Genomic DNA, 25794 nt, shown 5'->3' with positions numbered 1-25794 from the left:
CCGGTGTCTACCATCGTCGGGACAGTCAGACCAGGTACCGGCTCCCGGCTCCCCTGGTCTCCCCGACGGGGGACGGCGTATGCGCTCGCTTCCGGCGGCCCGCCTGATGGCGGGCTTCACAGCGTGGGTCGTCGTGGCGACCGTCGTCTACCTGGCGGTTCCCGCGGCCTGCGCGCCGCTGTGGGCGGCCATCGGCCTCTCGGGCGTCGCCGCCGTCGTGGTCGGCATCCGGGTCAACCGGCCCGCGCGCACCTGGCCGTGGTGGGCGCTCGCCGGAGGACTGCTCACGTTCGTCGCGGGCGACACGTACTACAACGTGATGGAGGAGTACTTCGACGCCTCCAACCCCTTCCCGTCCCCCGCGGACGCGCTCTACCTCACCACCTACCCGCTCTTCGCCGTCGGACTGTCCGGCCTCATCCGGTACCGCTGTCCGGACCGCGACCTGCCGAGCCTGCTGGACGCGCTGATCGTCACCGCGGGCCTCGCCCTGCCGGTGTGGGTGTTCCTGGTGCAGCCGCTCACCGAGGTTCAGGGGCTGAGCTGGCAGCAGCGGGCGATCAGCATCGCCTACCCGTTGGGCGACGTCCTGGTCCTCGCCCTGCTGGCGCGGCTGCTGAGCCCGGCCCCGCTCAGCAGCGCGGACCGGTCCATCCGGCTGCTGGTGATCGGCACCCTCGCCCTGCTCGTCTTCGACATCGGCTACGGCATCCTCCAGCTCAGGGCGATGTGGCAGGTGGGCACCCTGCTGGACGCGGGGTGGATCGTCTTCTACGCGGCCTGGGGGCTGGCCGCACTGCACCCCTCCATGGTCCGGCTGACCACCGCGCTGCCCCAGCGGCGCTCCCCCTCCCTGCTGCCGCCGCCGCACCGGCTGGTGGTCCTCGCGGTGGCCACCCTCATCGCCCCGGCGATCCTGCTCTACGAGGGGGTCACCCACAGCGCGCACGACGCCACCGTGATCGCCGCCTTCTCCGCGGGACTGTTCCTGCTGGTCATCCTCCGGCTGGGCAGCATGGTCTTCGCCCACCGCCGGGCCGTCTCCCGCGAACTGGCCCTGCACGGCACCGGGGCCAGCCTGGTGTCGGCGGTGCGCCCGAGCGAGGTGGTGTTCTCCTGCCAGACGGCCGTGGACCGCGTCCTCGGGCCGGACGTCGGCCACCGGACCCTGCTGCTGCCCGCCGACCGGGTCGCCGACCTCGCTCCCGAGGGCACCCGGCTCCTCACCCCGGACGCCCTCGGCCCCGAACTGGCCACCGCCCTGCAGGACATGCCCGCCGTGCTGGTGTGCCCCATGACGCAGCCCGACCGCCCGGCCGAGCGCGTCCCCGGGGTGCTGCTCGTGGCGGGCCCCGAGCGGGCCCTGGCGGAGGCGTGGGGGCCGCTGGAGATCCTGGCGTCCCACGTCGGGCTGGCGATGGAACGGCTGGTGCTGCGCAAGGAGATCATCCGGCGGGAGAACGAGGCCTACTTCCGCACCCTCGTGCGCAACGCCTCGGACGTCATCCTCATCGTGGAGGACGACGACACCATCCGGTACGCGAGCCCGTCGGCCGCGTCGGTGTTCGGCACCTCCGACCTCACCGGCCAGTCCCTGCCCGGACTGCTCGACCCCGCGGACCGGCAGCGCGCCGTGCGGGAGCTGGCGGCCGTGCGGGAGCGGCAGTCCCGCGCGGGCCACGACCACTGGTGGGTGCGGCGCCGCGACGGCCGGGTCGAGGTCGAGGTGCGGTGCAGCGACTTCCGTGCGGAGCGGACCGTGGCCGGGCTGGTGGTCACCCTGCGGGACGTGACCGAGCAGCGGCGCCTGGAGCACGAGCTGACCCAGCGCGCCTTCCACGACGCGCTGACCGGACTGCCCAACCGCACCCTGCTGCTGGAACGGATCGAACGCGCCCTGCTGCGGGGCCGCCGTGAATCGTCCCTGGTGTGCCTGCTCTTCATCGACCTGGACGACTTCAAGCTCGTCAACGACACCCTGGGGCACGCGGCGGGCGACGGCCTGCTCGTCGCCGTCGGCAACCGGCTGTCGCGGGCCCTGCGCCGCACCGACACCGCCGCCCGGCTCGGCGGGGACGAGTTCGCCGTGCTGATGGAGGACGCCCGCGAGCCGAGGGACGCCGAGGTGCTCGCCGCGCAGATCATCCAGACCGTCGGCCGGCCCTTCGAGCTCGCCGACGAGTCGGTCACCGTCTCCGCCAGCGTCGGGCTCGCCACGGCCCGCGACAGCTCGGACGCCCAGGAACTCCTGCGCCACGCCGACCTGGCGCTGTACGCCGCGAAGGCCGCCGGCAAGCGGCAGTGGCGGCGCTTCCGGCCGCTGCTGCAGGACCGCATGATCGAACGCCACGACCTGCAGACGCAGCTGGCGCGGGCGGTGGCCGGCAAGGAGTTCACGCTGCGCTACCAGCCCGTCGTCGACATCACGGCCGGTGAGGTCGTCGGCTTCGAGGCCCTGGTGCGCTGGCCGCAGGCGTCGTACGACGCGGTGCCGCCCGAACGGTTCATCGGCCTGGCCGAGGAGACCGGGCACATCGCCCCGCTCGGCTCCTGGGTGCTGGAGAACGCGGTGAGCGACATCGCCGGACTGCAGCGCACCCACGGCACCGACCGGCCCCCGTACGTCAGCGTCAACGTCTCGGCGCGCCAGTTCCGGGACGTCGGGTTCGTGGAGCAGGTCGGCGAGGCCCTGCGCACGCCGGGACTGGTGCCCGGGTCCCTCCAGCTGGAGCTGACGGAGACGGTGCTGCTGCGCCACGACGACCGGATCCGCTCGGTCCTGGACTCGCTGAAGGACCTCGGGGTGCACATCGCGGTCGACGACTTCGGCACCGGCTTCTCCTCGCTGCGCTACCTGCGCGACTTCCCCATCGACGTCCTGAAGATCGACAAGACCTTCATCGACGACATCACGCAGGACACCCAGCAGGTGGCGCTGGTCGAGGGCATCGTGCGGATCGCCGACACCCTCGGGCTGCAGGTGATCGCCGAGGGGATCGAGCAGTCGGACCAGCGCGACCTGCTGGCGGGCATGGGGTGCCGCTTCGGCCAGGGCTACCTGTTCGCGCGCCCCATGACGGTGGAGGAGAGCGCCCACGTGCTGCGCCGGCCCGGCCGGCGGCACTTCGCGCCCGGTCCCGCCCGGACCGGGCTCGCACAGCGTCGCGGGGCCGTCGAGGACCAGGCCGCGCGGGCCGCCCGGGTGCGCCGGCGGGCACACCGCTCGGAACTGGACCGGCTCCGGCGCACCAGCCCGATGAGCGACGCGGTCCTGGACGAGGTGCGCGGGCGCCACATCCGCAGCGGCGACCACTGGCTGATCGACTTCGCGTCCTGCAACTACCTCGGCTTCGACTGGGACCCGGAGATCATGGCGGCCGTGGAACCCGCCGTGCGCAGCTGGGGCACGCACCCGAGCTGGTCCCGGCTGCTGGGCAGTCCGCGGCTGTACCCGGACATCGAGGAGCGCCTGGCCGCGCTGCTGGGCGCCCCCGACACCCTCCTGCTGCCGACGCTCACCCTGATGCACTCCTCGGTCATCCCCGTCCTGGCCGACCAGGGGCACGTGTTCGTGGAGGCGACCGCGCACCGCACCCTGTACGACGGCTGTGTCGTGGCGCGCGCCGAGGGCGCCACCCTGCACCGCTTCCACGCCGAGCGGCCGGGCGAGCTCAACACCCTGCTGGACTCGGTGCCGGCGGGCACGCCCCGGCTGGTCTGCCTCGACGGCGTCAACAGCATGAGCGGCAACATCCCGGACCTGCCGAACCTGGCGGCGATCTGCCGGGCCGCGGGCGCCACCCTGTACGTGGACGACGCCCACGGGTTCGGGGTGATCGGCGAACGCGGGCCGACGGAGCCGTGCCCGTACGGACTGCGCGGCAACAGCATCGTGCGCCACACCGGGGAGACCTACGACTCGATCGTGCTCACCGGCGGGTTCTCCAAGGCGTACTCGTCGCTGCTGGCGTTCCTCGCGCTGCCGACGGACCTGAAGAACCGGCTGAAGACGGCGGCGGCACCGTACCTGTACTCGGGGCCCTCCCCGACGGCGTCCCTGGCCACCGCGCTGGCCGGGCTGGACGTGAACGACCGGCGCGGCGACGCGATGCGGGCCGACCTGTACCGCAAGACGGTGCGGCTGCTCGACCACCTCGACGGTCTCGGGGTGGACACCCTGAACACCGACCGGCTGCCCATCGTGGAGATCCCGCTCGCCGACCCGGACGACCTCGACGCGGTCGGCTCCTACCTGTGGGACGAGGGCATCTACGTGACGCTGGCGGCCTACCCCCTGGTGCCGCGGGACCGGGTGGGCTTCCGGGTCCAGATCACCACGCTCAACTCCGACGAGGACATGGACCGGCTGGCCGGGACGCTGACCCGGCTGGCCGCGCGTTTCCCGCTGCGGGCGAAGGCGAGGGACCGGACGTCATGACCACCCACAACGACGACGTGGACTGGGACCGCTGGCCGGTCGCCGACTACCTGGCGGAGAACTACCGCGACGTGCACCCCTCGGACGCCGCGGTGATCGCGCACCACTGCGCCTACTACCGGCGGCTGCCGCGCGGCTCGGTGGACCGGTCGGTGGAGTTCGGGGCGGGCCCCAACCTGTATCCGCTGATCCTCGCGTCGGCGGTGAGCCGGCGGATCGACGCCGTGGAGGCCGGGGCGAGCAACGTGGCCTACCTGCGGCAGCAGCTGCAGCACCGGCCGGACGCGAGCTGGCAGGAGTTCCACGCGCTGTGCCGGCGCCTCGACCCGGACGTGCCGGCGACCCTCGCGGGGGCGCTGGCGCCGGTGAACGTGGTGCACGGGGACGTGCGCGACCTGCCGCCGGGCGCGTACGGCCTCGCCTCGATGCACTTCGTCGCCGAGGGCGCCACCGAGGACCTCGCGGAGTTCACCGCCTTCTGCCGCGCCTTCGTGCGCACGGTGCGCCCCGGCGGCCACCTGGTGGCGGCGTTCATGGAGAACATGCCGACGTACCGCATCGGTCCGGCCTCGCGCTGGCCCGGCTGCCCGGTCGACCCGGACACGGTGCGCCGCGTTTTCACGCCGCTCACCCGCGAGCTCACGGTCACCCGCATCGACAGCGACACCACCCTGCCGGACTACGGGGACTCCGGGATGGTGCTGCTCACCGGGGTGTCCCGGGGAACGGCCTGACGCGGGCCGGACCGTGCGGTGTCAGCCCTGCGGCCGGGGGCGGGAGCGGCGGTGCAGGGCGACCCCGCCGAGGAACAGGGCCGCGCCGGCCCCGGCCAGCGCGGCGGTGCCGGCGGAGCCGGTCTCGGCCAGCTCCGTCCGCTCGGTGTGCGGGTCCGGGTGGGGCGCCGGGAGGGGGTGCGGGGGCACCTCGGCCGGCGGGGGCGCCGGGACGGCCGCGTCCTCCTCGGCACAGGTGTTGCCCAGAGCCGGGTCGAGCAGCCCCACCACGTCCACCGTGTTCCCGCAGGCGTCGACCGGCAGGTCCACCGGCAGCTCGACGGCGTTGCCGGAGACCAGGCCCGCCGACCCGGTCGCGCTCCCCTCCGCCCCGGCGTCGGCGTGCGCCGGCCCGGCCACGGCCAGCGCGCCGGACGCGGCGGCGAGGACGATCATGCCGCTCCGAGTGATCCGTCCCATCGTTTCCTGCCTTCCGGACGTCGTCGCGGGCGCTCGCCCGCACCCGGCTCAACGCCGGGACCCGCCCACGGGTGCGGCCCATCCGCACCTCGTCCGGCGTTCACCCCCTCGGGTGGCCCGCGGCTCGAACCCCGGGCAAAGGCGTCGAACGCGCACCCCTCCCGCGGACCGCCTCCGGCGCCGGGCCCGCCCCCGCCCGGCCGGCAGGCGGGTCCGGCGAGGTCCGCCTAGGGTGAGCGGGGGCGCCGGTTCCCGGTCCGCAGCGCAGTGCCGCTGGGAGGCATCCATGCTGAGCAAGCTGTCCACGCGACCCCCGGTCCGCAGCTGCGCGGTGACCGGCGCGGTCGGGCTGGCCCTGCTGGGCCTCGGGCTGCCGGCCGCGGTCACCGCGGAGACGGCCGGGCGGGACGAGCCGAATCTGAGCCGGTTCTACGACCAGCGGATCACCTGGTCGAAGTGCGACGGCATGGAGATGCCCGAGGACCTGCAGTGCGGGAGGATCACCGTCCCCGTCGACTACTCCGCACCCGGGAAGGGCACGCTGGAGCTGGCCCTGGCCCGGTACCGGGGCACCGGCGAGCCGCGCGGCTCCGTCGTGGTCAACTTCGGCGGTCCGGGCGGTTCCGGTGTCCTGGGGCTGGCCCACGGCGGCAAGGAGTTCATGAACCTCACCGACGACTACGACGTGGTCTCCTTCGACCCGCGCGGGGTCGGCCGTTCCGCGCCGGTCAGCTGCGGTGCCGAGGCCACGGGGCAGGCGCTGGAGGCGACGGACGGCGAGGACATGAACCCGCGCGAGGCCATGACCCAGCTGCGCGAGGTGGCCGCCGAGTGCGCCGAGCACTCCGGCCCGGTCCTCCCCCACATCGGCACCGTGGACGTCGCCCGGGACCTGGACGTCATGCGGGCGGTCCTCGGCGACGAGAAGCTGAACTACCTGGGCTTCTCCTACGGCACCCGGCTGGGCGCGGTGTACGCGGCGCAGTTCTCCGACAAGGTCGGCCGGTTCGTGCTGGACGGCGTCGACACGCTGACCGGGTCACTGGCCGAGCAGGGGCTGGCGGGCGCGGCCGGGCAGCAGAAGGCGCTGGAGTCCTTCCTCACCTGGTGCACCGGGGACATCGCCTGCCCGTTCGGGCAGGACCCGCGCACGGCGCGCGAGCAGATGCTGGACCTCGTCGGCTCCCTCGACGAGAACCCGGTGGCCACGGACTTCGGCTTCGAGTTCACCGGCCAGGACCTCGCCGGGGCGATAGGCCAGGGCCTGTACAGCAGGGAGCTGTGGCCCCTGCTGCAACGGGCCCTGGCCCAGCTGATGGAGGACGGGGACACCCGGGGCGTGGAGGCGTTCGCGACGGGCGGGGTGACCGCTCCGCTGCCGGTGCGCGAGCACGAGCCGCTCGCGGACGAGGAGGAGATCCCGCTGGACAACCTGCCGGCGGCGCTGATGGCGGTGAACTGCGCGGACGACCCGGACCGCCCGTCCGCCGACGAGATCACCCGGGCCCTGCCCGGGCTGCGCGCCCGCTACGAGAAGGCCTCGCCGGTCTTCGGCCCGTACCGGCTCGCGCAGGTGCTGATGTGCTACGGCCGCCCCAAGGGCACCGACTACATCCGCGACCACGTCAAGGACCTCGACACGCCGAAGATGCTCCTGGTGGGCACGCGGGGCGACCCCGCGACGCCGTACCGCTGGACCGTGGAGACGGCCGAGCGGCTGGGTCCGTCGGCGGTGGTGCTCGACAACCGGGCGGAGGGGCACACCGGCTACGGCTCGTCGAAGTGCGTGCAGCGCAAGGCCGACGACTTCCTGCGCTACGGTTCCCTGCCCCGCGACGGGAGTTCGTGCGGTTCCGAGGAGGACACCGCCCGCTGAGCCGGCACCGCAGGACCCCGGGGACGTGTCCGGACTTGTCCCCGATGCCGTACCCGGGAATCGGTTCTATGGTGCTGTCATGGAGCACGATCTGAGTCCCACGACCCTTGCCGAGCTTCGCCGTCCGCGCCCCTACCCCGCGGTGTCCGTGCTGACACCGACCCACCGGCGCGATCCCCTCAACACGCAGGACCAGGTCCGGCTGCGCAACATGGTCGCCGAGGCCAAGAAGCAACTGGAGGCCGACCCGGCGGTCAGCCGGGACCGCCGGGCCCAGGTGTCCGAGGAACTCGACCGGGCCCTGTCCGAGGTCGACCTGAGCCACACCGAGGACGGCCTGGCCATCTTCGCCGCCCCGGGGGAGCACCAGGTGTGGACGCTCGCCCGCTCCGTGCCCGAGCGCGTGGTCCTCTCCGACACCTTCCTGACCCGCAACCTGGTCTCCGCCCACACGGCCGAGCAGCCGTTCTGGGTGCTCTCCGTGTCCGCGGACCGGGCCACGCTGTGGAGCGGCGGGGTGGACCGGGTCGCCGAGGAGACCGCCGGCGGCTTCCCCCTCGTCCGTTCCGAGCCGAACTTCGACCCGGAACGGCAGGAACGGGTGGGCGACCAGCCGAGCAGCTTCCGGGACGAGGACACCCGCCGGTTCCTGCGCGCGGCCGACGCGGCCGTGGCCCAGGTGCTGCGCGACCGGCCGCGCCGGCTCTACGTCACCGGGGAGCAGGCGGCGCTGTCGCTGCTGCACGACTCCGGCACCGTCACCCGGGACGCGGTGCACGTCCCGCACGGCGGACTGACGCACAGCACGCCCGACGCCGTGTGGCAGGCCCTGCGGCCGGTCCTGGAGGCGGAGGCGCGCCGGCGGACCGAGGAGGTGCTCCAGGCCCTCGAAGCGGCGCGCAGCCGCAAGGAGTTCGCCGCGGGCGTGGACGAGCTGTGGCGCAGCGCCCTGGAGGGCCGCGTCGGGCTGCTGGCCGTGGAGGAGAACCTGCGGCTGACGGTGCGTGACGACGGCGAGCACCTGGTGCCGGCCGAGGAGGGCGACCTGGACGCCCGCGAGGACATCGTGGACGAGATCGTCGAGCAGTGCCTGGAGACGGGCGCCGAGGTCCACTTCGTCCCGGACGGCACCCTCGGCGACGAGGTGGGCATGGCGGGCGTGCTGCGTTACTGAGGCGGCCGGCGGGGGCCCTCCCCCACCGGTCCCGGCCGGGCACACATGTGCGTGTCCCGAACACCCGGGTGACACGTGGTACGGGTGGGAGTGTCACGTCAACTACCCTTGCTCGCGCGCAACTTGCACCACCCGGACGGGCCGGCGAAGGTACCGCGGAGTAACTCCGTGAAGACCGTGACATATGCCGGAGGCACCGCCGTATCGTGTGTTGCCGAATCCCTTACGGGCCGTCGCGCGCTGTGCGACAGTCGTAGCGGTCCCTTCCTCCGCCTCTGGCCCCACCGTCCCGCATCGGAGTGCGTCATGCCGTCCCACCTCTCCGAGGACCGTCCCGCCGCCCGGCCGCCGGGACGCGGCCCCGTCGACACGCTTCTGACCCGGGCCCGGCGCCTCAAGGGCGACGTGGACGCCGCGCGCCGGGGCACACCGGCGGACGGGACCGGCCCCGAGGACCGCTGGCAGCGCGCCCTGTACGACCTGACGGTGCACCAGCTCGACGACGTGGGGCGGTACTTGGCGCAGCTGCGGGACGGGCCGCCCGGCACCGCCGACGGCCCGGCGCCCGCCGGGTCCCCGTCGTCCGGGCGCGGTTCCCTGCTGAGCCGCGTCGGCAGCGCCGAGTGGAACCTGCTCACCGACGAGGCCACCTGGTCGGAGGAGCTCTACCGCATCCTGGGCCGCGACCCGGGCACCGCCCCCCTCACCCTCGACGAGCTGCCCTCGCTGGTGCACGACGAGGACCGGCCCACGCTCACCGGCATGGTCACGGACTGCCTGATCGACGCCCGGCCCATCGACGGCGAGTTCCGCGTGGTGCGCCCGGACGGTGCCGTGCGGACCGTGCACATGATGGGCGAACCGGTGCTCGGCGCCGACGGCGGCACCGCCTCCATGTGGGCCGTGCTGCGGGACGTCAGCGAACTGAGGCGCTGCCGCCGGGCGGTGAGCGAGAGCCGGGCGTCATTGCGCTCCGCGCAGCCGGCCGCCGGCCCGTCCGGCGACCGGATCGCCACCGAACTGCGGGAGGCCGTACGGCCGGTGTGGCGCGGCCTGCTGCGGCTGCCGCCGACCGGGCCCGGCGCCCTGGAGGTCGCCGCGCTGTCCCTGCCCGCGGCGGCGGCCGGGACCGGCGGCGACTGGTACGACGCCCTGCACCTGCCCGACGGCACCGTGCAACTGGCCGTCGGCGACCTCACCGGCCAGGGGGCCGGGGTGCCCCCGGCGCTGGCGATGCTGCTCGGCGCCGTGCGGGCCCTGGGCACGGCGGACACCGCACCGGGCCCGTTGATGACCTGTCTGAACCGGCTGGTGGACACCGCCGACCACCCGGTGCTCGGCAGCGCCCTCTGCCTGCGCTACCGGCCCGCGTCCCGCTCACTGGTGTGGGCGCAGGCCGGCCACCCCGCCCCGCTGCTGTTCCGCGACGGGACGGGGCGGATCCTCGACGCGCCGGACGGCGTGCTCCTCGGGGCCGCCGCCCGCCCCCGCTACGGGGAGGCGGCGACGACCCTTCAGGCGGGGGACCTGCTGCTCCTGCACACCGAGGGCCTGCTGCCCGGACCCCCCGGAGCCGCCGGCGCGCACCGGCTCCTGGCCCTGGCCCCACGCCTCGCCCCGGCCGCCACCGTGCAGGACTGCGTCCGTGCGGTGGCCCACGAGCTCGGGGAGGAACGGCGCGAGGACGACGGCTGCCTGCTGGTCGCCAGGGTCACCGCGTAGGGCACGGTCCCGGGCGCACGCGCACCGCCGGCCGGCCCCGCCCGGGGTCACACCCGGGTGCCCCCGCCGCCCTTCCCGCGCGGCTTCGGCAGCGCCAGTTCGATCTCCTCCCGCAGTTCCTCGATCCGCGGGTAACCCGAGTAGGCGGCGGTCAGCCGGTACATCTCGCGCAGCCGGTCCCAGGTGCGGTGGGAGGAGTTCTGGCCCATCGACACCAGGGCGAGGCGGGCGAACCGGTCCGCCTGTTCGGGGTCGTCGGCGATGAAGCACGCCGAGGCCATGGAGAGGAAGTCGAAGATCTTCGACCGCTGCTGGGCGTCGACGCGCAGCGCCAGCGCCTTGTCCGCATAGTGCTGGGCGTGCGTGGCCGCCTGCGGCTCGAACTCCGCGAGCGTGCGGTACGCCAGCGCCTGCATGCCGTACAGGTCCGCCTCGTTGAACAGCTGCATCCAGCTCGGCGGCGGCACGTCCCCCTTGTCGGAGACGAACAGGTCCTCGGCCCGGCCCAGGGTGCGGCGCATCGCCTGCCCCTTGCCCATGGACGCCTGCGCCCACGCCTCCACGGTGTGGAACATCGCGCGGGTGCGCGGCAGGACCTCCTCGCCGGAGCCGGACTGGGCCAGCTTCATCAGGTCCATGGCGTCGTCCGGGCGGCCCAGGTGCACCATCTGGCGGGCGGCCCGGGACAGGGCCTCGCCGGCGCGCGGCCGGTCGCCGCCCTCCCGGGCGGCGTGGGCGGCGATGACGAAGTACTTCTGGGCCGTGGGTTCCAGGCCGACGTCGTGCGACATCCAGCCCGCCAGCACGGCGAGGTTGGCCGCGACGCCCCACAGGCGCCGCTGGAGATGGGGAGGGTGGTGGTAGGCGAGCATGCCGCCCACCTCGTTGAGCTGGCCCACCACCGCCTTGCGCTGGAGGCCGCCGCCGCGGGCGGCGTCCCAGGCACGGAACACCTCCACGGACCGTTCCAGTTCCTCGATCTCCTGCGACCCGATGGGGGCGGCCTCGTACCGGTCGAACCCGGCGGGGTCGGCGTGCAGGGGACGGGGGGAGCCGGGAGCGTCGGCCACCAGGGCAGGGTCGGAGTGCAGCCAGTCGTGCATGGCGCTGCTGAGTGCGGATCCCGCGGCGAGCGCGGCGCCCGCGCCCACCAAGCCGCGTCGGTTGAGCATGAGGTCCATTCCCGTGAATTCGGTGAGGACCGCAGCCGTCCGCTCGGGCGCCCACGGCACGTCGTCGGGATGTTCCGCACTCCCGCCGCGCGACCGTTTCCCCGCACGCCCGTGCCGGACCAGACCGAGGTCCTCGATGGTCACGACACGGCCGAGACGCTCGGTGAACAGCGCCGCCAGTACCCGCGGCACGGGATCGCGCGGGATCTCTCCCATGTCGATCCACCGCCGCACCCGGGAGGTGTCGGTCGCCAGCTGCGGATGGCCCATGGCCGCCGCCTGCCGGTTGACCAGCCTCGCGAGTTCGCCCTTGGACCAGCCGGCCAGGCCGAACAGGTCCGAGAGACGGGTGTTGGGTTGTCCGCTCACGTCAAGCCCCCAGGTTCTCGGCTGAGTTGACAGTAGCCCCGGGAAAGATGCCGGGCGACTATTCGCCAGGGTTCGCCAGGGTGCGCCAGATGGTGTGCCAGGGGACATCGGGTGTCGAGTAGGAATGCGCCACCACGACCCGGCAGCCGCGGGGACACTCCCCAGGGTGTGCCGGGCTCCGGGCCGGGTGGTGCGCTGTCGTCGCAGGCACACGAAGGGATCTGTTTCGCCCATGTACGCAGCATCGTCCTCCGTGTCCGCCCCGCCCCGGCTCCGTCCGCGTCCGGCGGACGGCGGCCCCTACCTCGCCCCCGCGCGCCCGACGGCCCCCGCCCTGGGCGCACCCCGGGCACGCCGCGCCGCGGGGCCCGGCACGCAGCCGCTCAGCGGCCGGCTCGACCTGTCCGGCCCCCACGGCGCCCAGTTGCGCACGGCGATCGCCTCGGTGCACCGCATCTGCCCCGAGTTCGCGCCGGTGCAGGTGCTGCGGCGGACCGGACGGTCCGTCCTGCTGGTCGGGACGACCGGCAGGAGCACGGCGGTCGCCAAGTGCTTACTGGACCACTCCCCCGCCTGGTCGGAGCGGATCCGCCACGAAATAGCGGCCTACCGCTCGTTCGTCCGGCACCGCCCGCCCGTGCGGGTGCCCCGGCTGATCGCGGCGGATCCGGACCACTGCACGCTGGTGATCGAGCGGATGGCGGGCCGGGCGGCGGCGCTCCAGCGGCACCCGGTCGAGGCGCCGCCGCGGGCGGACATCAGGGCGGCCCTCGGCGCGGTCTGCCGGCTCAACGCCTGGCGGCCGCCGGCGGGCACGTTCGACGCGCCGCTGGACTACGCGGCCCGCATCGCCCGGTACCACGAGCTGGGTCTGCTCACCGACCGGGACCTGGGCGACCTGCAGAAGCTGCTGCACGGCATCGCGCACGCGGCCGGGCGGCAGGGCATGGGCCAGTTCTGCCACGGCGACGCGCTCCTGTCCAACATCCTGATGTCCCCGTCGGGCCCGGTGCTGGTCGACTGGGAGCACGCGGGGTGGTACCTGCCGGGCTACGACTTGGCGACGCTGTGGGCGGTCCTCGGGGACGCCCCGGTGGCGCGGCGGCAGATCAGCCAGATCGCGCAGGCGGCCGGTCCGGCCTCCCGTGACGCGTTCCTGGTGAACCTGATGCTCGTGCTGACCCGGGAGATCCGGACCTACGAGACGGCCGTGCAGCGTTCGATGCACGACCCGGCCCCGACGGCGCCGGGCACGGCCCAGCCGGGTGCGGTGCCGTCCGGCGAGGAGCAGCGGCTGCTGCTGCGGCGGCTGCACGACGACTGCCAGCTGGCCCGCCGGGCCGTGCGCGCGGCGGTCGGTACCCGCTGACACGACGCGAAGGTCCGCGGTCCGTCCGGAACCGGACGGACCGCGGACCTTCGTGCGTCCGGCGTCGATCGCGAGCGGCGGGAGCGAGTGGGGCCCGTCCGCTCAGCCCTGCTGGAACAGCTCCGCGGGCAGCGGCTTGAGGAGGGCGTACAGGTCGTCGGTGATGGGGCGGTCCCAGGCGGCGATGGTGACCAGGACCTTGTCGCTGCGGTCGAACTGCACGCACGAGATGCGGCTCTCGGAGAGCTTCACGCGGCGCACGATCAGCAGGTTGTCGCCCTGCATGACCGGCACGTCCTCGGTGCCGACGACGGTGATGTCCTCGTCGTTCTCCAGCGCGAGCAGCAGCTGCCCGACCTCGAAGGGGATCTCGTCCTCGGCGATGTCGCGCGCCGGGGAGCCTTCCGGCAGGTTGCCGATGATCATGGCGGGCCCGCGGCCGCCGAAGAGGTCGTACCGCAGGAAGACGCCCTGGCAGCTGCCGTCGGGGGCGGGCAGCAGGCCGGCGCCCAGGTTGCCGGGCCAGTCGCCCGGGTCCATGGCCAGTACGTCGAAGTCGGGCCCGGCGGGCGTGGCGCTGCGGCGGCGGAGGAACGACATGCCGCCATGGTACGTGGCCGGGCCGCGGGACACGTCGTGGGCCGGCGCCGCATCCCGTGTGCCGCACGGACGTCCGAGCGGAGGGGGCGCGGCGCCCCGGTGCCGGATCCCCGGCCGTCCTCCGGTGCCCGGCCTGCTCCTCCGCGGGGCCGGTGCCCGGCCTACTCCTCCGCGGGGGCGGGCGGGACGACCGCGACGGGGCTGGCGGCGTGCAGCAGGACCGCCTGGGTGACGGACCCCATCATGCGGGCCGGTGCCAGCAGCCGCCGCCGGTGGCGTCCCACCACGACCAGACCGGCACCGCGCGAGGCGTCCACCAGGTGGCCGGCCGCGTCGCCGGGCAGGGTCAGGATGTCGACGGCGACCTCGGGATGGCGTTCGCGGTGGGGGGCGAGGAAGCCCCGGGCGAGGACGCGGCTCTCGTGTTCGACGGCGTCCTGGTCGATGCCCGGCGGGGGCATCTCCCCGGGCAGCATCCAGGTCTGCAGCGGCCAGGGGTAGGCGGCGACGACGGACAGCCGTGCCCCGCGCAGGGCCGCCTCGGTGACGGCGAAGGCGAGGGTGGCCTCGTCCGGACTGTCCACGTTGAGCCCGGTCACCACCCGGGGGCCGGGTGCGGGCGGGGCGTCGTCGTCGGTCTGCTCGCGGGGGCGGGGCACGACGACGACCGGGCACTCGGCGTCGCGGGCCGCGGCCAGCGAGTTGGAGCCGAGGAGCAGGCTGGCGAAGCCGCCGCGGCCCCGGGAGCCGAGCACCAGCAGTCCGGCGGTCACGCCGAGTTCCGGCAGGACCGCGCCGGGGGCGCCGTCGAGGGCGGTGTACTCGACGTCCGGCAGGCCGGTCCGGCCCTTCAGGTGGTCTCGCACCTGTTCCAGCACGGCGTCGTCGTCCGGATCGGGCGGCGCCGCGGCCAGGGCCTCGGCCTGCGGCCAGGGGGCGTACTGGCGCACGTGCACCACCCGCAGCGGGGCTCCGCGCCGGCGCGCGGCGTCGAGCGCCCAGTCCAGGGCGCGCAGGCTGTCCTGCGAGCCGTCGACCGCCGCCACGACCGGCTGGATGCTCATGGATGTCTCGCCTCCGGGGTACGACGTTCGGGTTCCGCCGGGGCCAGCCTGGCTCAGACCCGGCCCGGGTACGGTGTTTCCTCTCGCGTGTCCGGAAATCCGACGTGAACACCCGTCGGCGGGCGGGCACCTCGCGCTCCGCGCGCCGGGGCGGGCACCGGGCCCCGCACGGGCCGGCTCACGTCAGGTCGAACTCCCCCTCTCGGGCCCCCGACACGAACGCGCCCCACTCCGCAGGGGTGAAGATCAGGGAAGGGCTCTCCGGGCGGCCGCCGTTGCGCATGGCGATGAAGCCCTCCACGAAGGCGATCTGGACATCGCCCAGGCCGCGACTGCTGGACTGCCACTGTGCCTCGCTGAGGTCCAGGTCCGGCTTGTCCCAGCCCGTCGGCGGGCGTTGTTGGGTGGTGCTCTCGGCCACGTCCGTGCTCCTCCCGGGTCGTCGTCCGCGGCCAGCCTAGCGATCGGTCCGGCCCCTCGACAGGCCACGTGAGAAGTACCTTTGCCGGGCTCGGACGGCGGAGGGGCGAGCCGGGGGTCCGTCGTCCGCCGGCGGGCCCGCGCGGACGGGGAAGCACCCGCCGGCGGGCACGATCCGCCCTCCGCCGGGCGGGAGGCGGTCCGGCGGTCACCCGACGGCGGGACGGGCCGCCGCGGCGCCGGGAGGCGATGTCCCGGGGGTCTGCCGGAACCGGCATTGAACACGGGGCGACCTGCGGACGTACTGCTGGGGGCGGGCCCCGTGACGGGTCCTGTTCGCCATGCCATCGCACCACCGCACGGAAGGACCTCCGGGTGTCGCTCTTCACTCGCTCCCGCAGGCTGTCGGACGCTCCCGGGAGCGGGGCGGACCCGGACGACGTCCCCCGGGACGACGCCCCCCGCACGACGCCCGCTCCGGACACTCCTGATCCGCGCGGGACGGAGGACGCGCACGGGCAGGCAAACGCGGGCCCGGGGCAGGACGGGGGCGGACGAGGGGACGGGAACGGACCGGCGGACGGGACCGCACCGGACGCCGGGGCCGACGCCACGGCGGACGACGGGCCGGTGCCCACCGCGGGCTCCGGGCCGGGATCCGCCGCGGGCTCCGGGCCAGGATCCGCCGGGGGCCTTGATCCTGACCGGTCCGACGCGGCCCGCCGTGAGGACACCGGCGGGCCGGAGCCCGAGGACGACGGAGGGACGAGGCCCGAGCGAGGCGAAGCGCCCGGACCCGGCCGGGGCCGGTCGGCACCGGACGAGCCCACCGCCACGACGGACGGGCCGCCCGCGCGTCGGCCCGCACCGCAGCAGGAGCCGCAGCCGGACCGGGAGCCGAAGACCGAGCAGGAACCGCAGCCGGACCAGGAACCGAAAACCGAGCAGGAACCGCAGACCGAGCAGGAACCCGGGCCGGATCGGGAACCGGAGGCCGCGCCCGGGACCGAGACCGAGACCGGGCCGGCCCCCACCCCACCGACGGAGCCCCGGTCCCGCTCCACCGGTCCGGCGGAGCACGGGCCGGCCAAGGAGGCCGAACCGGCGACCGCCGGGCGGTCGGAGTCCGGGCCCGCCCGGCCGGCGGAACCGGGGTCCAGCGAGCCGGCGGAGCCCGGGACCTCCGGGGACACGGAGTCGTCCCCCGCCCCGGAGGCGCGGTCCGGGACGCTGCCGGCCGGACGGTCCGGCTGGCGCCGCCGGTATCCGCGGGCGGCGCGGGGCGTCACCGTCGGGACGACGGTGCTGGCCGGGGCCCTGGTGCTGTTCGCGCTGCTCGTCCCCAACCGCGTGGAACGGCTGGCCCCCGAGGCGTTCCTGCGCCTGCCCGCCGAGGGCATCCTCCTCGCGGCCCTGCTGCTCGCGCTGCCGCCGCGCCCACGGCGGATCGCGGCGGCCGTGACCGGTGTCCTGCTCGGTCTGCTCACCATGCTGAAGTTCCTCGACATGGGCTTCTACCAGGTGCTGGCCCGGCCGTTCGACCTGGTGCTCGACTGGATCCTGCTGGACGACGCCACGGACTTCGTCCGGGAGTCGTTCGGCCGGGGCGGTCAGGTGCTGGCCGTCGTCGGGGCGGTCGTGCTGTTCGTCCTGCTGCTCCTGCTGATGACGCTGGCCATGACCCGCGTCACCCGTCTGATGACCCGCCACCGTGCGGCTGCCGCCCGCACCACGCTGGTTCTCTGCGTCGCGTGGATCACCTGCGTGACCCTGGGCGTGCAGGTGTCGGGCGTGCGGGTCGCCACCAAGGGCACGGCGGAGATGCTGGGCAACCGGGTGGAGCAGGTGCAGGCGGGCATCCGGGACGCCCGGGTCTTCCGCAAGCAGGCGGCCGTCGACGCGTTCGCGGACACCCCGCCCGACCAGTTGCTCACCGGACTGCGCGGAAAGGACGTCCTGTTCACCTTCGTGGAGAGCTACGGCCGGACCGCGATCGACCACCCGGAGATGGCCGCGGAGACCGACGCGGTCCTGTCCGAGGGAACCGAACGGCTGGCGGCGGCCGGGTTCGGTTCCCGCAGCGGCTGGCTGAAGTCGCCGGTGACGGGCGCCGGCAGCTGGCTGGCCCACTCGACGTTCCTGTCCGGCCTGTGGATCAAGAACCAGCAGCGGTACCGCAGCCTGACCACCAGCGACCGGATGACCCTGACCAGCTACTTCCGCCGGGCCGGCGACTGGCGCACCGTCGGCATCGTGCCCGGCGTGCGGCGGGCCTGGCCGGAGGGGAAGTTCTTCGGCCTGGACCACATCTACGATTCCGAGCAGCTCGGCTACCACGGGCCGTACTTCAGCTGGACGCCCGTACCCGACCAGTTCACGATGGAGGCGTTCCAGCGGCTGGAGCACGGCAAGGCGGACCGTCCTCCGATCATGGCCGAGATCATCCTGGCGTCCAGCCACAACCCCTGGTCCCCCATCGCCCGCATGATCGACTGGGAGGACCTGGGGGACGGGTCGGTCTTCCACCGGATCAAGAAGGAGGGCACCGACCCCAAGGAGGTCTGGCAGAACCCGGAGAGCATCCGCACCGAGTACCGGCGGGCCGTCGAGTACTCGCTGCGCAGCCTGATCGAATGGATCGAGCGGTACGGCGACGAGGACACCGTGGTGGTGTTCCTCGGCGATCACCAGCCCGTCCCGGCGGTCGTCGACGGCGACCCGAGCAAGGAGGTGCCGGTGACGGTCGTCGCCCGGGACGAGAAGGTGCTCGACCGGATCGACGACTGGGGGTGGACCGACGGCCTCAAGCCGGCCCCCGACGCCCCCAGTTGGGGCATGGACCGCTTCCGCGACCGCTTCATGACGGCCTACGGCCCGGACGGGGGCCGGTCCGCGGCCGCTCCTCGCGACTGACCGGGCCGGCCCGGTTCGTACGGCCGCTGCCGGAGCGGAGGGTTCCGAAGTCCGATGTCCGGTGTCCGGTGTCCGGGGCGGGGCGGGGCGAGGCGGGGAATTCGTGCCGCCCCGCTCTTGCCCTGAGCGCGCCCGCCTGGATTACTGGTCCCCGGGCAGTCGACCGAACGATCGGTCGTCCGTGCGGCGCGAGGGCGAGGAGACGGTCAGATGACGGAGACGACGCACCTGCTGGACCCGGCGGAGCGGCTGGACGAGGCGGGACTGAGGACGCTGCAACGGGAGCGGCTGCGGGCGTCGTTGCGGCACGCCTACGACAACGTGCCGTTCTACCGCCGGTCCTTCGACGCGGCGGGGGTCCACCCGGACGACTGCCGGTCGACGGCCGATCTGGCCCGGTTCCCGTTCACCACCAAGGCGGACCTGCGGGCGCACTACCCGTACGGGATGTGCGCGGTGCCGCGCGAGCGGCTGCGCCGGATCCACGCCTCCAGCGGCACCACCGGACGGCCGACGATCGTCGGCTACACCGAGAACGACCTGTCGATGTGGGCGGACATGGTGGCCCGCTCGATCCGCGCGGCGGGCGGACGGCCGGGGGACACCGCCCACGTGGCGTACGGCTACGGCCTGTTCACGGGCGGCCTCGGGGCCCACTACGGCGCCGAGCGGCTCGGCTGCACGGTGATCCCCGCCTCGGGCGGCATGACGGCCCGTCAGGTGACACTGATCCAGGATCTGCAGCCCCGGATCATCATGGTGACGCCGTCCTACATGCTCACGCTGCTGGACGAGTTCGAGCGCCAGGGCGTCGACCCGCGCAGCACCTCGCTCAGGGTGGGGATCTTCGGGGCCGAGCCGTGGACCGAGCGGATGCGGGCGGAGATCGAGGAGCGGTTCGCGATCGACGCGGTGGACATCTACGGGCTGTCCGAGGTGATCGGCCCCGGTGTGGCGCAGGAGTGTGTGGAGACCAAGGACGGACTGCACATCTGGGAGGACCACTTCTACCCGGAGGTCGTGGACCCGGTCACGGGCGAGGTGCTGCCGGACGGGGAACGCGGTGAGCTGGTGTTCACCTCCCTCACCAAGGAGGCCATGCCGATCGTGCGGTACCGCACGCGGGATCTGACCCGGCTGCTGCCGGGCACGGCGCGGGTGTTCCGCCGGATGGAGAGGATCACCGGCCGCAGCGACGACATGGTGATCCTGCGCGGGGTGAACCTGTTCCCCACGCAGATCGAGGAGATCGTGCTGCGCACCCCGGGGGTCGCACCGCACTTCCAGCTGCGGCTCACCCGGGAGGGCCGCCTGGACCGGCTCACCGTCCGCGCGGAGGCCCGGCCCGACGCGGACAGCGGGATCCGCGAGAAGGCGGCCCGCTCCATCGAGGCGGCGGTGAAGGACGGCATCGGGGTGTCGGCCGCTGTGGAGATCGTGGACCCCGAGACCCTGGAACGGTCGGTGGGCAAGATCCGCCGGATCGTGGACCTGCGGCCCCGGTAGGCCGCGCCGTGCGGGCCCGGGGCGCGGCGCGCCCGGCCGGGCCCGCGCCGCCGGGACGGCGGGGACGGCGGGACGGCGGGGACGGCGGGACGGCGGGGACGGCGGGACGGCGGGGACGGCGGGACGGCGGGGACGGCGGGACGGCGGGGACGGCGGGACGGCGGGGACGGCGGGGACGGCGGGGACGGCGGGGACGGCGGGGACGGCGGGGACGGCGGGGACGGCGGGACGGTGCCCGGTGGTCAGCCGGCGAAGCGGTCGCGCAGCTCGCGCTTGAGGATCTTCCCGCTGGCGTTGCGCGGCAGTTCGTCCACGAACAGCACCTTCTTGGGCGCCTTGAACGGCGAGAGCCGCTCGCGGGCGTGGTCGATCAGTTCCTGCGCCAGGGCGGCGTCCCCGGTGCCGTCGCCGCGCGGGACCACGACCGCCGTGACGGCCTCCACCCAGCGCTCGTCGGGCAGACCGATCACGGCGGCCTCGGCCACCGCCTCGTGGGTGTAGAGGGCGTCCTCCACCTGCCGGGAGGCGACCAGGACGCCACCGGAGTTGATGACGTCCTTCACCCGGTCGACGATCGTGAAGTACCCGTCGGCGTCGCGCACCGCGAGGTCCCCGGAGTGGAACCAGCCGTCGCGGAACGCCTCCTCGGTCTCCTCCGGCTTGTCCCAGTAGCCCTCGCACAGCTGCGGGGAGCGGTAGACGATCTCGCCGGGCGTCCCGTCGGGCACGTCCTTGCCGTCCTCGTCGACCACCCGCGCGTCGACGAACAGCACGGTCCGTCCGCAGGAGTTCATGCGCCCCTTGTGCTCCGCCGGGCCGAGCACGGTGGCCAGCGGACCGATCTCGCTCTGGCCGAAGCAGTTGTAGAAGGCCAGCCCCGGCAGCCGTTCGCGCAGCCGCTCCAGGACCGGGACCGGCATGATGGACGCACCGTAGTACGCCTTGCGCAGCCCGCCGAGGTTCCGGGTGGCGAAGTCGGGGCGGTTCGACAGGGCGATCCACACCGTCGGCGGCGCGAACAGGCTGTCCGCGCGGTCCGCCTCGATCAGGTCGAAGATCCGGTCGCCGTCCGGCGCGTCCAGGATGATGTTGGTGGCGCCGACGGCGAGGTACGGCATCAGGAAGACGTGCATCTGCGCCGAGTGGTACAGCGGCAGGGAGTGCACGGGCCGGTCGCCCGCGCCCAGGTCGAGGGCGGTGATCGCGCTCAGGTACTCGTGGACCAGGGAACGGTGCGTCATCATCGCGCCCTTGGGCAGCGCGGTGGTGCCGGAGGTGTACAGCAGCTGCACCAGGTCCTCGGTGCGCGGCTCCGGTCCGTCGTGGACGGGCGCGTGCTCCTGCCGGGCGAGCAGGGCGTCGTCGCTGTCGCGCAGCGCCAGGACGGGGACGCCGCCGGGGAGCCGCCCGGCGAGGCCGGGGTCGGCGAGGACGAGGGAGCTGCCGGACTGGCCGACGAGGTAGGCGAGGTCGTCGCCGGTGAGGTTCTGGTTGACCGGGACGTGCACCAGGCCCGCGCGGGCGCAGGCGAGGAAGGCGATCAGGTAGGCGTCGGAGTTGTGCCCGTAGGCGGCGACCCGGTCGCCCGGGGACAGTCCCTCGGCGAGCAGGACGCTCGCCGTGCGGGACACCGCGGCGTCGAGTTCGCCGTAGGTCCAGGTGCGGTCGCCGTACTCGACGGCGACGCGGGCCGGGGTGCGCCGGGCGCTGCGTCGCAGGATGCCGTCGACGGTGCTGCCGTGTCCTGACGTCATGACTGATGATCCTCGGTCGGCGTCCGGGGAAGGTCAAGGGACGGGGCGGGACCGGGCCGGGCGGTGCCGGGCACGCCCGGACGGCGCGGCCCTCCGGGCGCGGTGCGGGCGGCCGGTGTCCGGGCGCCGCCCGGGGGAGGCCTGCGGAAGGTGCCGGTGAACACGACGCCGTCGTACGGGCGTCGGCGGGCCCGCGCGGGCGGTGGGGCGGCGGCGCACCGGTCGAGGAGCCCGGGAGCCCGGCCCGCACGCCCCATTGACACATCCCGTCCCTGACAGGAAAGTTTCACCCCGCGAGACGATCCCGAAAGATTCTTTCAGGCCCGGTGCGGCCACGGACACGGGAGGAACGTCATGGCGGACGCGGCAGCACGGGGGATGACCCGTCGTCAGCTGGGCGGCTCGGCACTGGCGCTGGGCGGCGCGCTCGCCTTCGCCGCGCTTCCGGCCGACCCCGCCGTCGCCGCGGACGCCGGGCGGGGCGGGCGGGACGGGCGGCACCCGGTCCTGCGGTACGGCTCGCCCCGGCGCGCGGGGCTGCTGGCCGGGCCGCTGCGCGACCTCGTCGCCGAGGCGAAGGCGTTCCTCGGCCCGTCCCCCGTGCACCCCTGGTACGCGGGCGCGGTGCTGCTCGCCGGCCGGGGCGGGACCATCGCCCTGCACGAGCCCATCGGCGCGGCGGTGCGCTACCGGGCCTACGACGAGGAGTCCGACACCGGGATCGAGTTCCCGCCGGACCAGCGGATCCCCATGGCCCGGGACACGGTCTTCGACCTGGCGTCGGTGTCCAAGCTGTTCACCTCGATCCTCGCCGTGCAGCAGATCGAACGGGGCACGGTGGGCCTGGAGGAGAGGGTCGCCGCGTACCTCCCGGACTTCGGCCGGGCGGGCAAGCAGGAGGTGACGGTCCGTCACCTGCTCACCCACACCTCCGGGTTCCGCGCCTGGATCCCCCTCTACACCTCGCCCTCCCGCGAGGAGAAGGTCCGGCGCGTCTTCGACGAGGAGCCCGTCGCCGCGCCCGGGACCGCGTACCTGTACTCCGACCTGAACCTGATCTCGCTCCAGCTGGTCCTGGAGGAGGTCACCGGCCGCACCCTGGACACCCTGCTCCGTCAGGAGATCACCCGTCCGCTGGGCATGCGCCGCACCCGCTACAACCCGCCGGCCGCCTGGCGCCCGCGGATCGCGGCGACGGAGGACGCCCGCCCGCCGTGGTCCGGGCTGGACCGCGGACTGGTGTGGGGCGAGGTGCACGACGAGAACGCCCACAGCCTCGGCGGAGTGGCGGGCCACGCCGGGGTGTTCTCCACCGCGCGGGACCTCGCGGTGCTCGGCCGGACCCTGCTCAACGGCGGGACGTACGGCGGGACGCGCATCCTGCGCCCGGAGTCGGTGGAGCTGATGTTCACCGACTTCAACACCGGCTTCCCCGGGGACGAGCACGGGCTCGGCTTCGAGCTCTACCAGCACTGGTACATGGGCGCGATGGCCACCCCGCGCACGGCGGGCCACACCGGCTTCACCGGGACGTCCCTGGTCCTGGACCCCACGACCGACTCGTTCCTCGTGGTGCTGGGCAACTCCGTGCATCCGGTGCGCGGCTGGCGCTCCGGTTCGGCACCCCGGGTGGCCGCGGCCGACCACGTGGCCCGCGCGGTACCGGTGCGGCCGGCCCGGGGGCGGACGGCCTGGTTCTCCGGCATGGCGAGCTCGGCCGCGGCCACCCTGACGCTGCCGGCACTCGACACGTCGTCCGGCGGCGCGCGGTTGCGCTGCGCCCTGTGGTGGGACACCGAGCCGGGGTCCGACCCGCTGGTGCTGGAGGCGTCCGCGGACGGCGGTACGACCTGGGAGCCGGTGCCGTTCGAGACGCGGCGCCCGGGTGCGCCCGCGCGGGCGCACCCCGAGGGCGCGGCCGGCGGTTTCTCGGGCCGCGTCTGGCACGCGCTGGGCGCGCCCCTGCCCGCCGCCCGCGGCCTGACCGTGCGCTGGCGGTACACGACCGACCGGCTCTACGTGGGACGGGGCGCCTATGTGGACGCCCTCCGGGTGGAGACGCCCCGCGGCCCCCTGTTCGACGACGCCCGTCCGGGTGACGCCCGGCGCGTCGAGGCCCGGGGCTGGGAGGCGTCGGCCGACTGACGCGCGCACCGCCGGCTCCCCGCCCCCGGTTCCGGGCCTCGTGCGCACCGGCCCGGAACCGCCCCCGGGCGGGGGCGGGTGCCGGGCGGGGGGCGGTCGCGTCGACCGGTGTGCGTCAGCCGCTGAAGACCGCCTTCTGCACCTGGTCGGGACCGTCGTAGCTCTGCTCCTTCAGGCCGTCCAGACGGCTCACGATCGCGTCGTCCGCCTTGTTCTGGCGCGCGCGCTCGACGAGCGCCGACTTCTCGGCCGGGTAGTTGATGCCGCTGAGGGCCTTCTGCAGGTCGATCGGGTTGGGGTCCGCCATGGGAGAACCTCCTGAATCGAGTGAGGTGAATACCGGACATATCGCCCGTACTGCCCGGTACCCGTCACCCCGTGGTGCATGCGGGCCGATCGGCCCCGCCCGGCCCGCCGCCCGCCGGGCCCGCCCGTCACCCCTCCCCCGGCGCCCCCGGTTCCCCCGCCTCCAGCACGGCCATGGCCGCGTTGTGTCCCGGCACTCCGCTCACCCCGCCGCCGCGCACCGCGCCCGCGCCGCACAGCAGGACGTTGGCGTGCCGGGTCTCCACGCCCCAGCGGCCCGTCCCCTCCTCGGCGTGGGGCCAGGACAGGGGGCGGTGGAAGATGTGGCCGCCGGGCAGCCCCAGGTCGTGCTCGAGGTCCAGCGGGGTCCGGGCCTCCAGGCAGGGCCGTCCGTCCGCGTCCCGGGCCAGGCAGTCGGCGAGCGGTTCCGCCAGGTGGGCGTCGAGCTGGGCGAGGGTCGCCGCCAGCAGCGTCTCCCGGGCCGCGTCGTTGTCCCGCTCGAACAGCCGGGCCGGCGTGTGCAGCCCGAAGAGCGTGAGCGTGTGGAAGCCCCGTGCGGCGAGATCCGGGCCGAGGATGCTCGGGTCGGTCAGCGAGTGGCAGTAGATCTCGGAGGGCGGTGCGGCGGGCAGGTCCCCGGCGGCGGCCTGGGCGTACGCGGCGGCGAGCTGTCCGTACCCCTCGGCGATGTGGAAGGTGCCGGCGAACGCCTCGCGGGGGTCGACGGCGGTGTCGCGCAGCCGGGGCAGCCGTTCGAGCAGCATGTTCACCTTCAGCTGGGCGCCCTCCGCCCGGGCCGGCGGAGCGTCGCCGGTCAGCGCGGCGAGCGCCTGCGGCGAGGCGTTGACCAGGACGTGCCGGGCCGCGGCCACCCCCTCCCCGTCGGCGGTGCGGTAGGCGACCTCGGCACGGCGGCCGTCGGTGTCGACGCGGACCGCCTCGTGACCGGTGGCGAGGACGGCCCCGGCGGCTCGCGCCGCGCCGGCCAGCGCGTCGGTGAGGGCGCCCATGCCGCCGACGGGCACGTCCCAGGCGCCGGTGCCGCCGCCGATGACGTGGTAGAGGAAGCAGCGGTTCTGGGCCAGGGACGGGTCGTGGGCGTCGGCGAAGGTGCCGATCAGCGCGTCGGTGAGGACGACACCGCGCACCAGGTCGTCGGTGAAGTGCTCCTCGACCGCGACCCCGATCGGCTCCTCGAACAGGGTCCGCCAGGCCGTCTCGTCGTCGACGGCGCGGCGCAGGTCCTCCCGTGCGGGCAGCGGTTCGGTGAGGGTGGGGAAGACCCGCTCGGCGACCCGTCCGGTCAGGGCGTGGAAGCGCTGCCACGCCTCGTACTCGCGGTCCGAGCCGGTGAGCCGGGCGAACGCCTCGCGGGTGCGCCGTTCGCCGCCGCCGACGAGCAGGCCGGTGGGCCGTCCGTCGCGCACGGCGGGCGTGTACGAGGAGATCGAGCGGGAGCGCAGCCGCACGTCCAGGCCCAGGTCGGTGACGATCTTCCCGGGCAGCAGGCTGACCAGGTACGAGTACCGGGACAGCCGGGCGTCCACGCCGGCGAACGGGCGGGTGGAGACCGCCGCCCCGCCGGTGTGGTCCAGGCGCTCCAGGACGAGCACCGACCGCCCGGCGCGGGCCAGGTAGGCGGCCGCGACCAGGCCGTTGTGGCCGCCGCCGACGATGACGACGTCGTAGGTTCCGGGTCCCTCGTGTGCGGTCATGGTTCTTGGTAGCACGGGGTGATCGGCACCGGCCAGACGGCACCGGGGCCCGTCACGG

General features: G+C 74.5%; 17 protein-coding genes. 9 read left to right on the top strand and 8 right to left on the bottom strand.

Annotated elements, in window-relative coordinates:
* The first annotated feature begins 79 nt into the window (after positions 1-79).
* Both ACSU53_RS28400 and ACSU53_RS28395 read left to right on the top strand, forming a co-directional pair.
* Entirely contained in the window at positions 80-4438 is a 4359-nt protein-coding gene (locus ACSU53_RS28400; RefSeq protein ID WP_437032315.1) for an aminotransferase class I/II-fold pyridoxal phosphate-dependent enzyme, read from the top strand.
* The gene (locus ACSU53_RS28395) at positions 4435-5172 is read left to right on the top strand and encodes a class I SAM-dependent methyltransferase (RefSeq protein ID WP_437032313.1); all 738 of its coding nucleotides are present in this window, start codon (positions 4435-4437) and stop codon (positions 5170-5172) included. The genes ACSU53_RS28400 and ACSU53_RS28395 overlap by 4 nt, the downstream gene beginning before the upstream one ends.
* Before the next feature lie 21 nt (positions 5173-5193).
* On the opposite strand, the gene ACSU53_RS28390 is transcribed toward ACSU53_RS28395, so the two are convergent.
* On the bottom strand, positions 5194-5631 hold the full coding sequence (locus ACSU53_RS28390) for a chaplin (protein ID WP_437032311.1): 438 nt from the start codon (positions 5629-5631) through the stop codon (positions 5194-5196).
* Between the two features lie 286 nt (positions 5632-5917).
* On the opposite strand from ACSU53_RS28390, the gene ACSU53_RS28385 reads away from it, so the two are divergent.
* The 3 genes from ACSU53_RS28385 to ACSU53_RS28375 all read left to right on the top strand — a co-directional run bounded on the left by ACSU53_RS28385 (position 5918) and on the right by ACSU53_RS28375 (position 10403).
* Complete coding sequence (locus ACSU53_RS28385) at positions 5918-7507, top strand: alpha/beta hydrolase (RefSeq protein WP_437032309.1); 1590 nt, start codon at positions 5918-5920, stop codon at positions 7505-7507.
* Positions 7508-7586: 79 nt separating this feature from the next.
* On the top strand, positions 7587-8681 hold the full coding sequence (locus tag ACSU53_RS28380) for a chemotaxis protein (protein WP_437032307.1): 1095 nt from the start codon (positions 7587-7589) through the stop codon (positions 8679-8681).
* A 306-nt stretch (positions 8682-8987) separates the two neighbouring features.
* A complete protein-coding gene (locus ACSU53_RS28375) occupies positions 8988-10403 on the top strand; it encodes a PP2C family protein-serine/threonine phosphatase (RefSeq protein ID WP_437032305.1) in 1416 nt (471 codons plus the stop codon).
* A gap of 47 nt (positions 10404-10450) precedes the next feature.
* Here ACSU53_RS28375 and ACSU53_RS28370 read toward each other — a convergent pair whose 3' ends face one another.
* The gene (locus tag ACSU53_RS28370; RefSeq protein ID WP_437032303.1) at positions 10451-11944 is read right to left on the bottom strand and encodes a DNA-binding protein NsdB; all 1494 of its coding nucleotides are present in this window, start codon (positions 11942-11944) and stop codon (positions 10451-10453) included.
* A gap of 232 nt (positions 11945-12176) precedes the next feature.
* Between ACSU53_RS28370 and ACSU53_RS28365 the strand changes: the two genes are divergently transcribed.
* Positions 12177-13313 (top strand): aminoglycoside phosphotransferase family protein, encoded by a 1137-nt coding sequence (locus ACSU53_RS28365; RefSeq protein ID WP_437032302.1) that lies wholly within the window; start codon positions 12177-12179, stop codon positions 13311-13313.
* Positions 13314-13415: 102 nt separating this feature from the next.
* On the opposite strand, the gene ACSU53_RS28360 is transcribed toward ACSU53_RS28365, so the two are convergent.
* The 3 genes from ACSU53_RS28360 to ACSU53_RS28350 form a co-directional block, all read right to left on the bottom strand.
* Entirely contained in the window at positions 13416-13913 is a 498-nt protein-coding gene (locus tag ACSU53_RS28360) for a hypothetical protein (RefSeq protein ID WP_437032300.1), read from the bottom strand.
* 161 nt (positions 13914-14074) lie between these two features.
* On the bottom strand, positions 14075-14977 hold the full coding sequence (locus tag ACSU53_RS28355; RefSeq protein ID WP_437032298.1) for a universal stress protein: 903 nt from the start codon (positions 14975-14977) through the stop codon (positions 14075-14077).
* A gap of 178 nt (positions 14978-15155) precedes the next feature.
* Positions 15156-15398, bottom strand: a complete 243-nt coding sequence (locus ACSU53_RS28350) for a DUF397 domain-containing protein (protein ID WP_437032296.1) — start codon at positions 15396-15398, stop codon at positions 15156-15158.
* 1301 nt (positions 15399-16699) lie between these two features.
* Between ACSU53_RS28350 and ACSU53_RS28345 the strand changes: the two genes are divergently transcribed.
* The gene (locus ACSU53_RS28345; RefSeq protein WP_437032294.1) at positions 16700-18310 is read left to right on the top strand and encodes a sulfatase; all 1611 of its coding nucleotides are present in this window, start codon (positions 16700-16702) and stop codon (positions 18308-18310) included.
* 210 nt (positions 18311-18520) lie between these two features.
* Complete coding sequence (paaK, locus tag ACSU53_RS28340) at positions 18521-19816, top strand: phenylacetate--CoA ligase PaaK (protein ID WP_437032292.1); 1296 nt, start codon at positions 18521-18523, stop codon at positions 19814-19816.
* Between the two features lie 242 nt (positions 19817-20058).
* On the opposite strand, the gene ACSU53_RS28335 is transcribed toward paaK, so the two are convergent.
* Complete coding sequence (locus tag ACSU53_RS28335) at positions 20059-21570, bottom strand: acyl-CoA synthetase (protein ID WP_437032290.1); 1512 nt, start codon at positions 21568-21570, stop codon at positions 20059-20061.
* A gap of 354 nt (positions 21571-21924) precedes the next feature.
* Between ACSU53_RS28335 and ACSU53_RS28330 the strand changes: the two genes are divergently transcribed.
* Entirely contained in the window at positions 21925-23715 is a 1791-nt protein-coding gene (locus ACSU53_RS28330) for a serine hydrolase (protein ID WP_437032288.1), read from the top strand.
* A 115-nt stretch (positions 23716-23830) separates the two neighbouring features.
* Here ACSU53_RS28330 and ACSU53_RS28325 read toward each other — a convergent pair whose 3' ends face one another.
* Positions 23831-24022, bottom strand: coding sequence for a DUF2795 domain-containing protein (locus ACSU53_RS28325; protein WP_437032286.1), 192 nt, complete (start codon positions 24020-24022; stop codon positions 23831-23833).
* 127 nt (positions 24023-24149) lie between these two features.
* Positions 24150-25736 (bottom strand): phytoene desaturase family protein, encoded by a 1587-nt coding sequence (locus tag ACSU53_RS28320; protein ID WP_437032284.1) that lies wholly within the window; start codon positions 25734-25736, stop codon positions 24150-24152.
* Positions 25737-25794 lie beyond the last annotated feature (58 nt).

This window comes from Streptomyces sp. enrichment culture, from assembly GCF_964273255.1.
GTDB lineage: Bacteria > Actinomycetota > Actinomycetes > Streptomycetales > Streptomycetaceae > Streptomyces.
This window is presented reverse-complemented; position numbering and strand designations above follow the sequence as displayed.

Coding starts and splice junctions, on each gene's coding strand:
- ACSU53_RS28365 (WP_437032302.1), top strand. CDS start 12,177: ATGTACGCAGCATCGTCCTCCGTGTCCGCCCCGCCCCGGCTCCGTCCG.
- ACSU53_RS28385 (WP_437032309.1), top strand. CDS start 5,918: ATGCTGAGCAAGCTGTCCACGCGACCCCCGGTCCGCAGCTGCGCGGTG.
- ACSU53_RS28380 (WP_437032307.1), top strand. CDS start 7,587: ATGGAGCACGATCTGAGTCCCACGACCCTTGCCGAGCTTCGCCGTCCG.
- ACSU53_RS28395 (WP_437032313.1), top strand. CDS start 4,435: ATGACCACCCACAACGACGACGTGGACTGGGACCGCTGGCCGGTCGCC.
- ACSU53_RS28390 (WP_437032311.1), bottom strand. CDS start 5,631: ATGGGACGGATCACTCGGAGCGGCATGATCGTCCTCGCCGCCGCGTCC.
- ACSU53_RS28325 (WP_437032286.1), bottom strand. CDS start 24,022: ATGGCGGACCCCAACCCGATCGACCTGCAGAAGGCCCTCAGCGGCATC.
- ACSU53_RS28400 (WP_437032315.1), top strand. CDS start 80: ATGCGCTCGCTTCCGGCGGCCCGCCTGATGGCGGGCTTCACAGCGTGG.
- ACSU53_RS28360 (WP_437032300.1), bottom strand. CDS start 13,913: ATGTCGTTCCTCCGCCGCCGCAGCGCCACGCCCGCCGGGCCCGACTTC.
- ACSU53_RS28330 (WP_437032288.1), top strand. CDS start 21,925: ATGGCGGACGCGGCAGCACGGGGGATGACCCGTCGTCAGCTGGGCGGC.
- ACSU53_RS28355 (WP_437032298.1), bottom strand. CDS start 14,977: ATGAGCATCCAGCCGGTCGTGGCGGCGGTCGACGGCTCGCAGGACAGC.
- ACSU53_RS28375 (WP_437032305.1), top strand. CDS start 8,988: ATGCCGTCCCACCTCTCCGAGGACCGTCCCGCCGCCCGGCCGCCGGGA.
- paaK (WP_437032292.1), top strand. CDS start 18,521: ATGACGGAGACGACGCACCTGCTGGACCCGGCGGAGCGGCTGGACGAG.
- ACSU53_RS28335 (WP_437032290.1), bottom strand. CDS start 21,570: ATGACGTCAGGACACGGCAGCACCGTCGACGGCATCCTGCGACGCAGC.
- ACSU53_RS28320 (WP_437032284.1), bottom strand. CDS start 25,736: ATGACCGCACACGAGGGACCCGGAACCTACGACGTCGTCATCGTCGGC.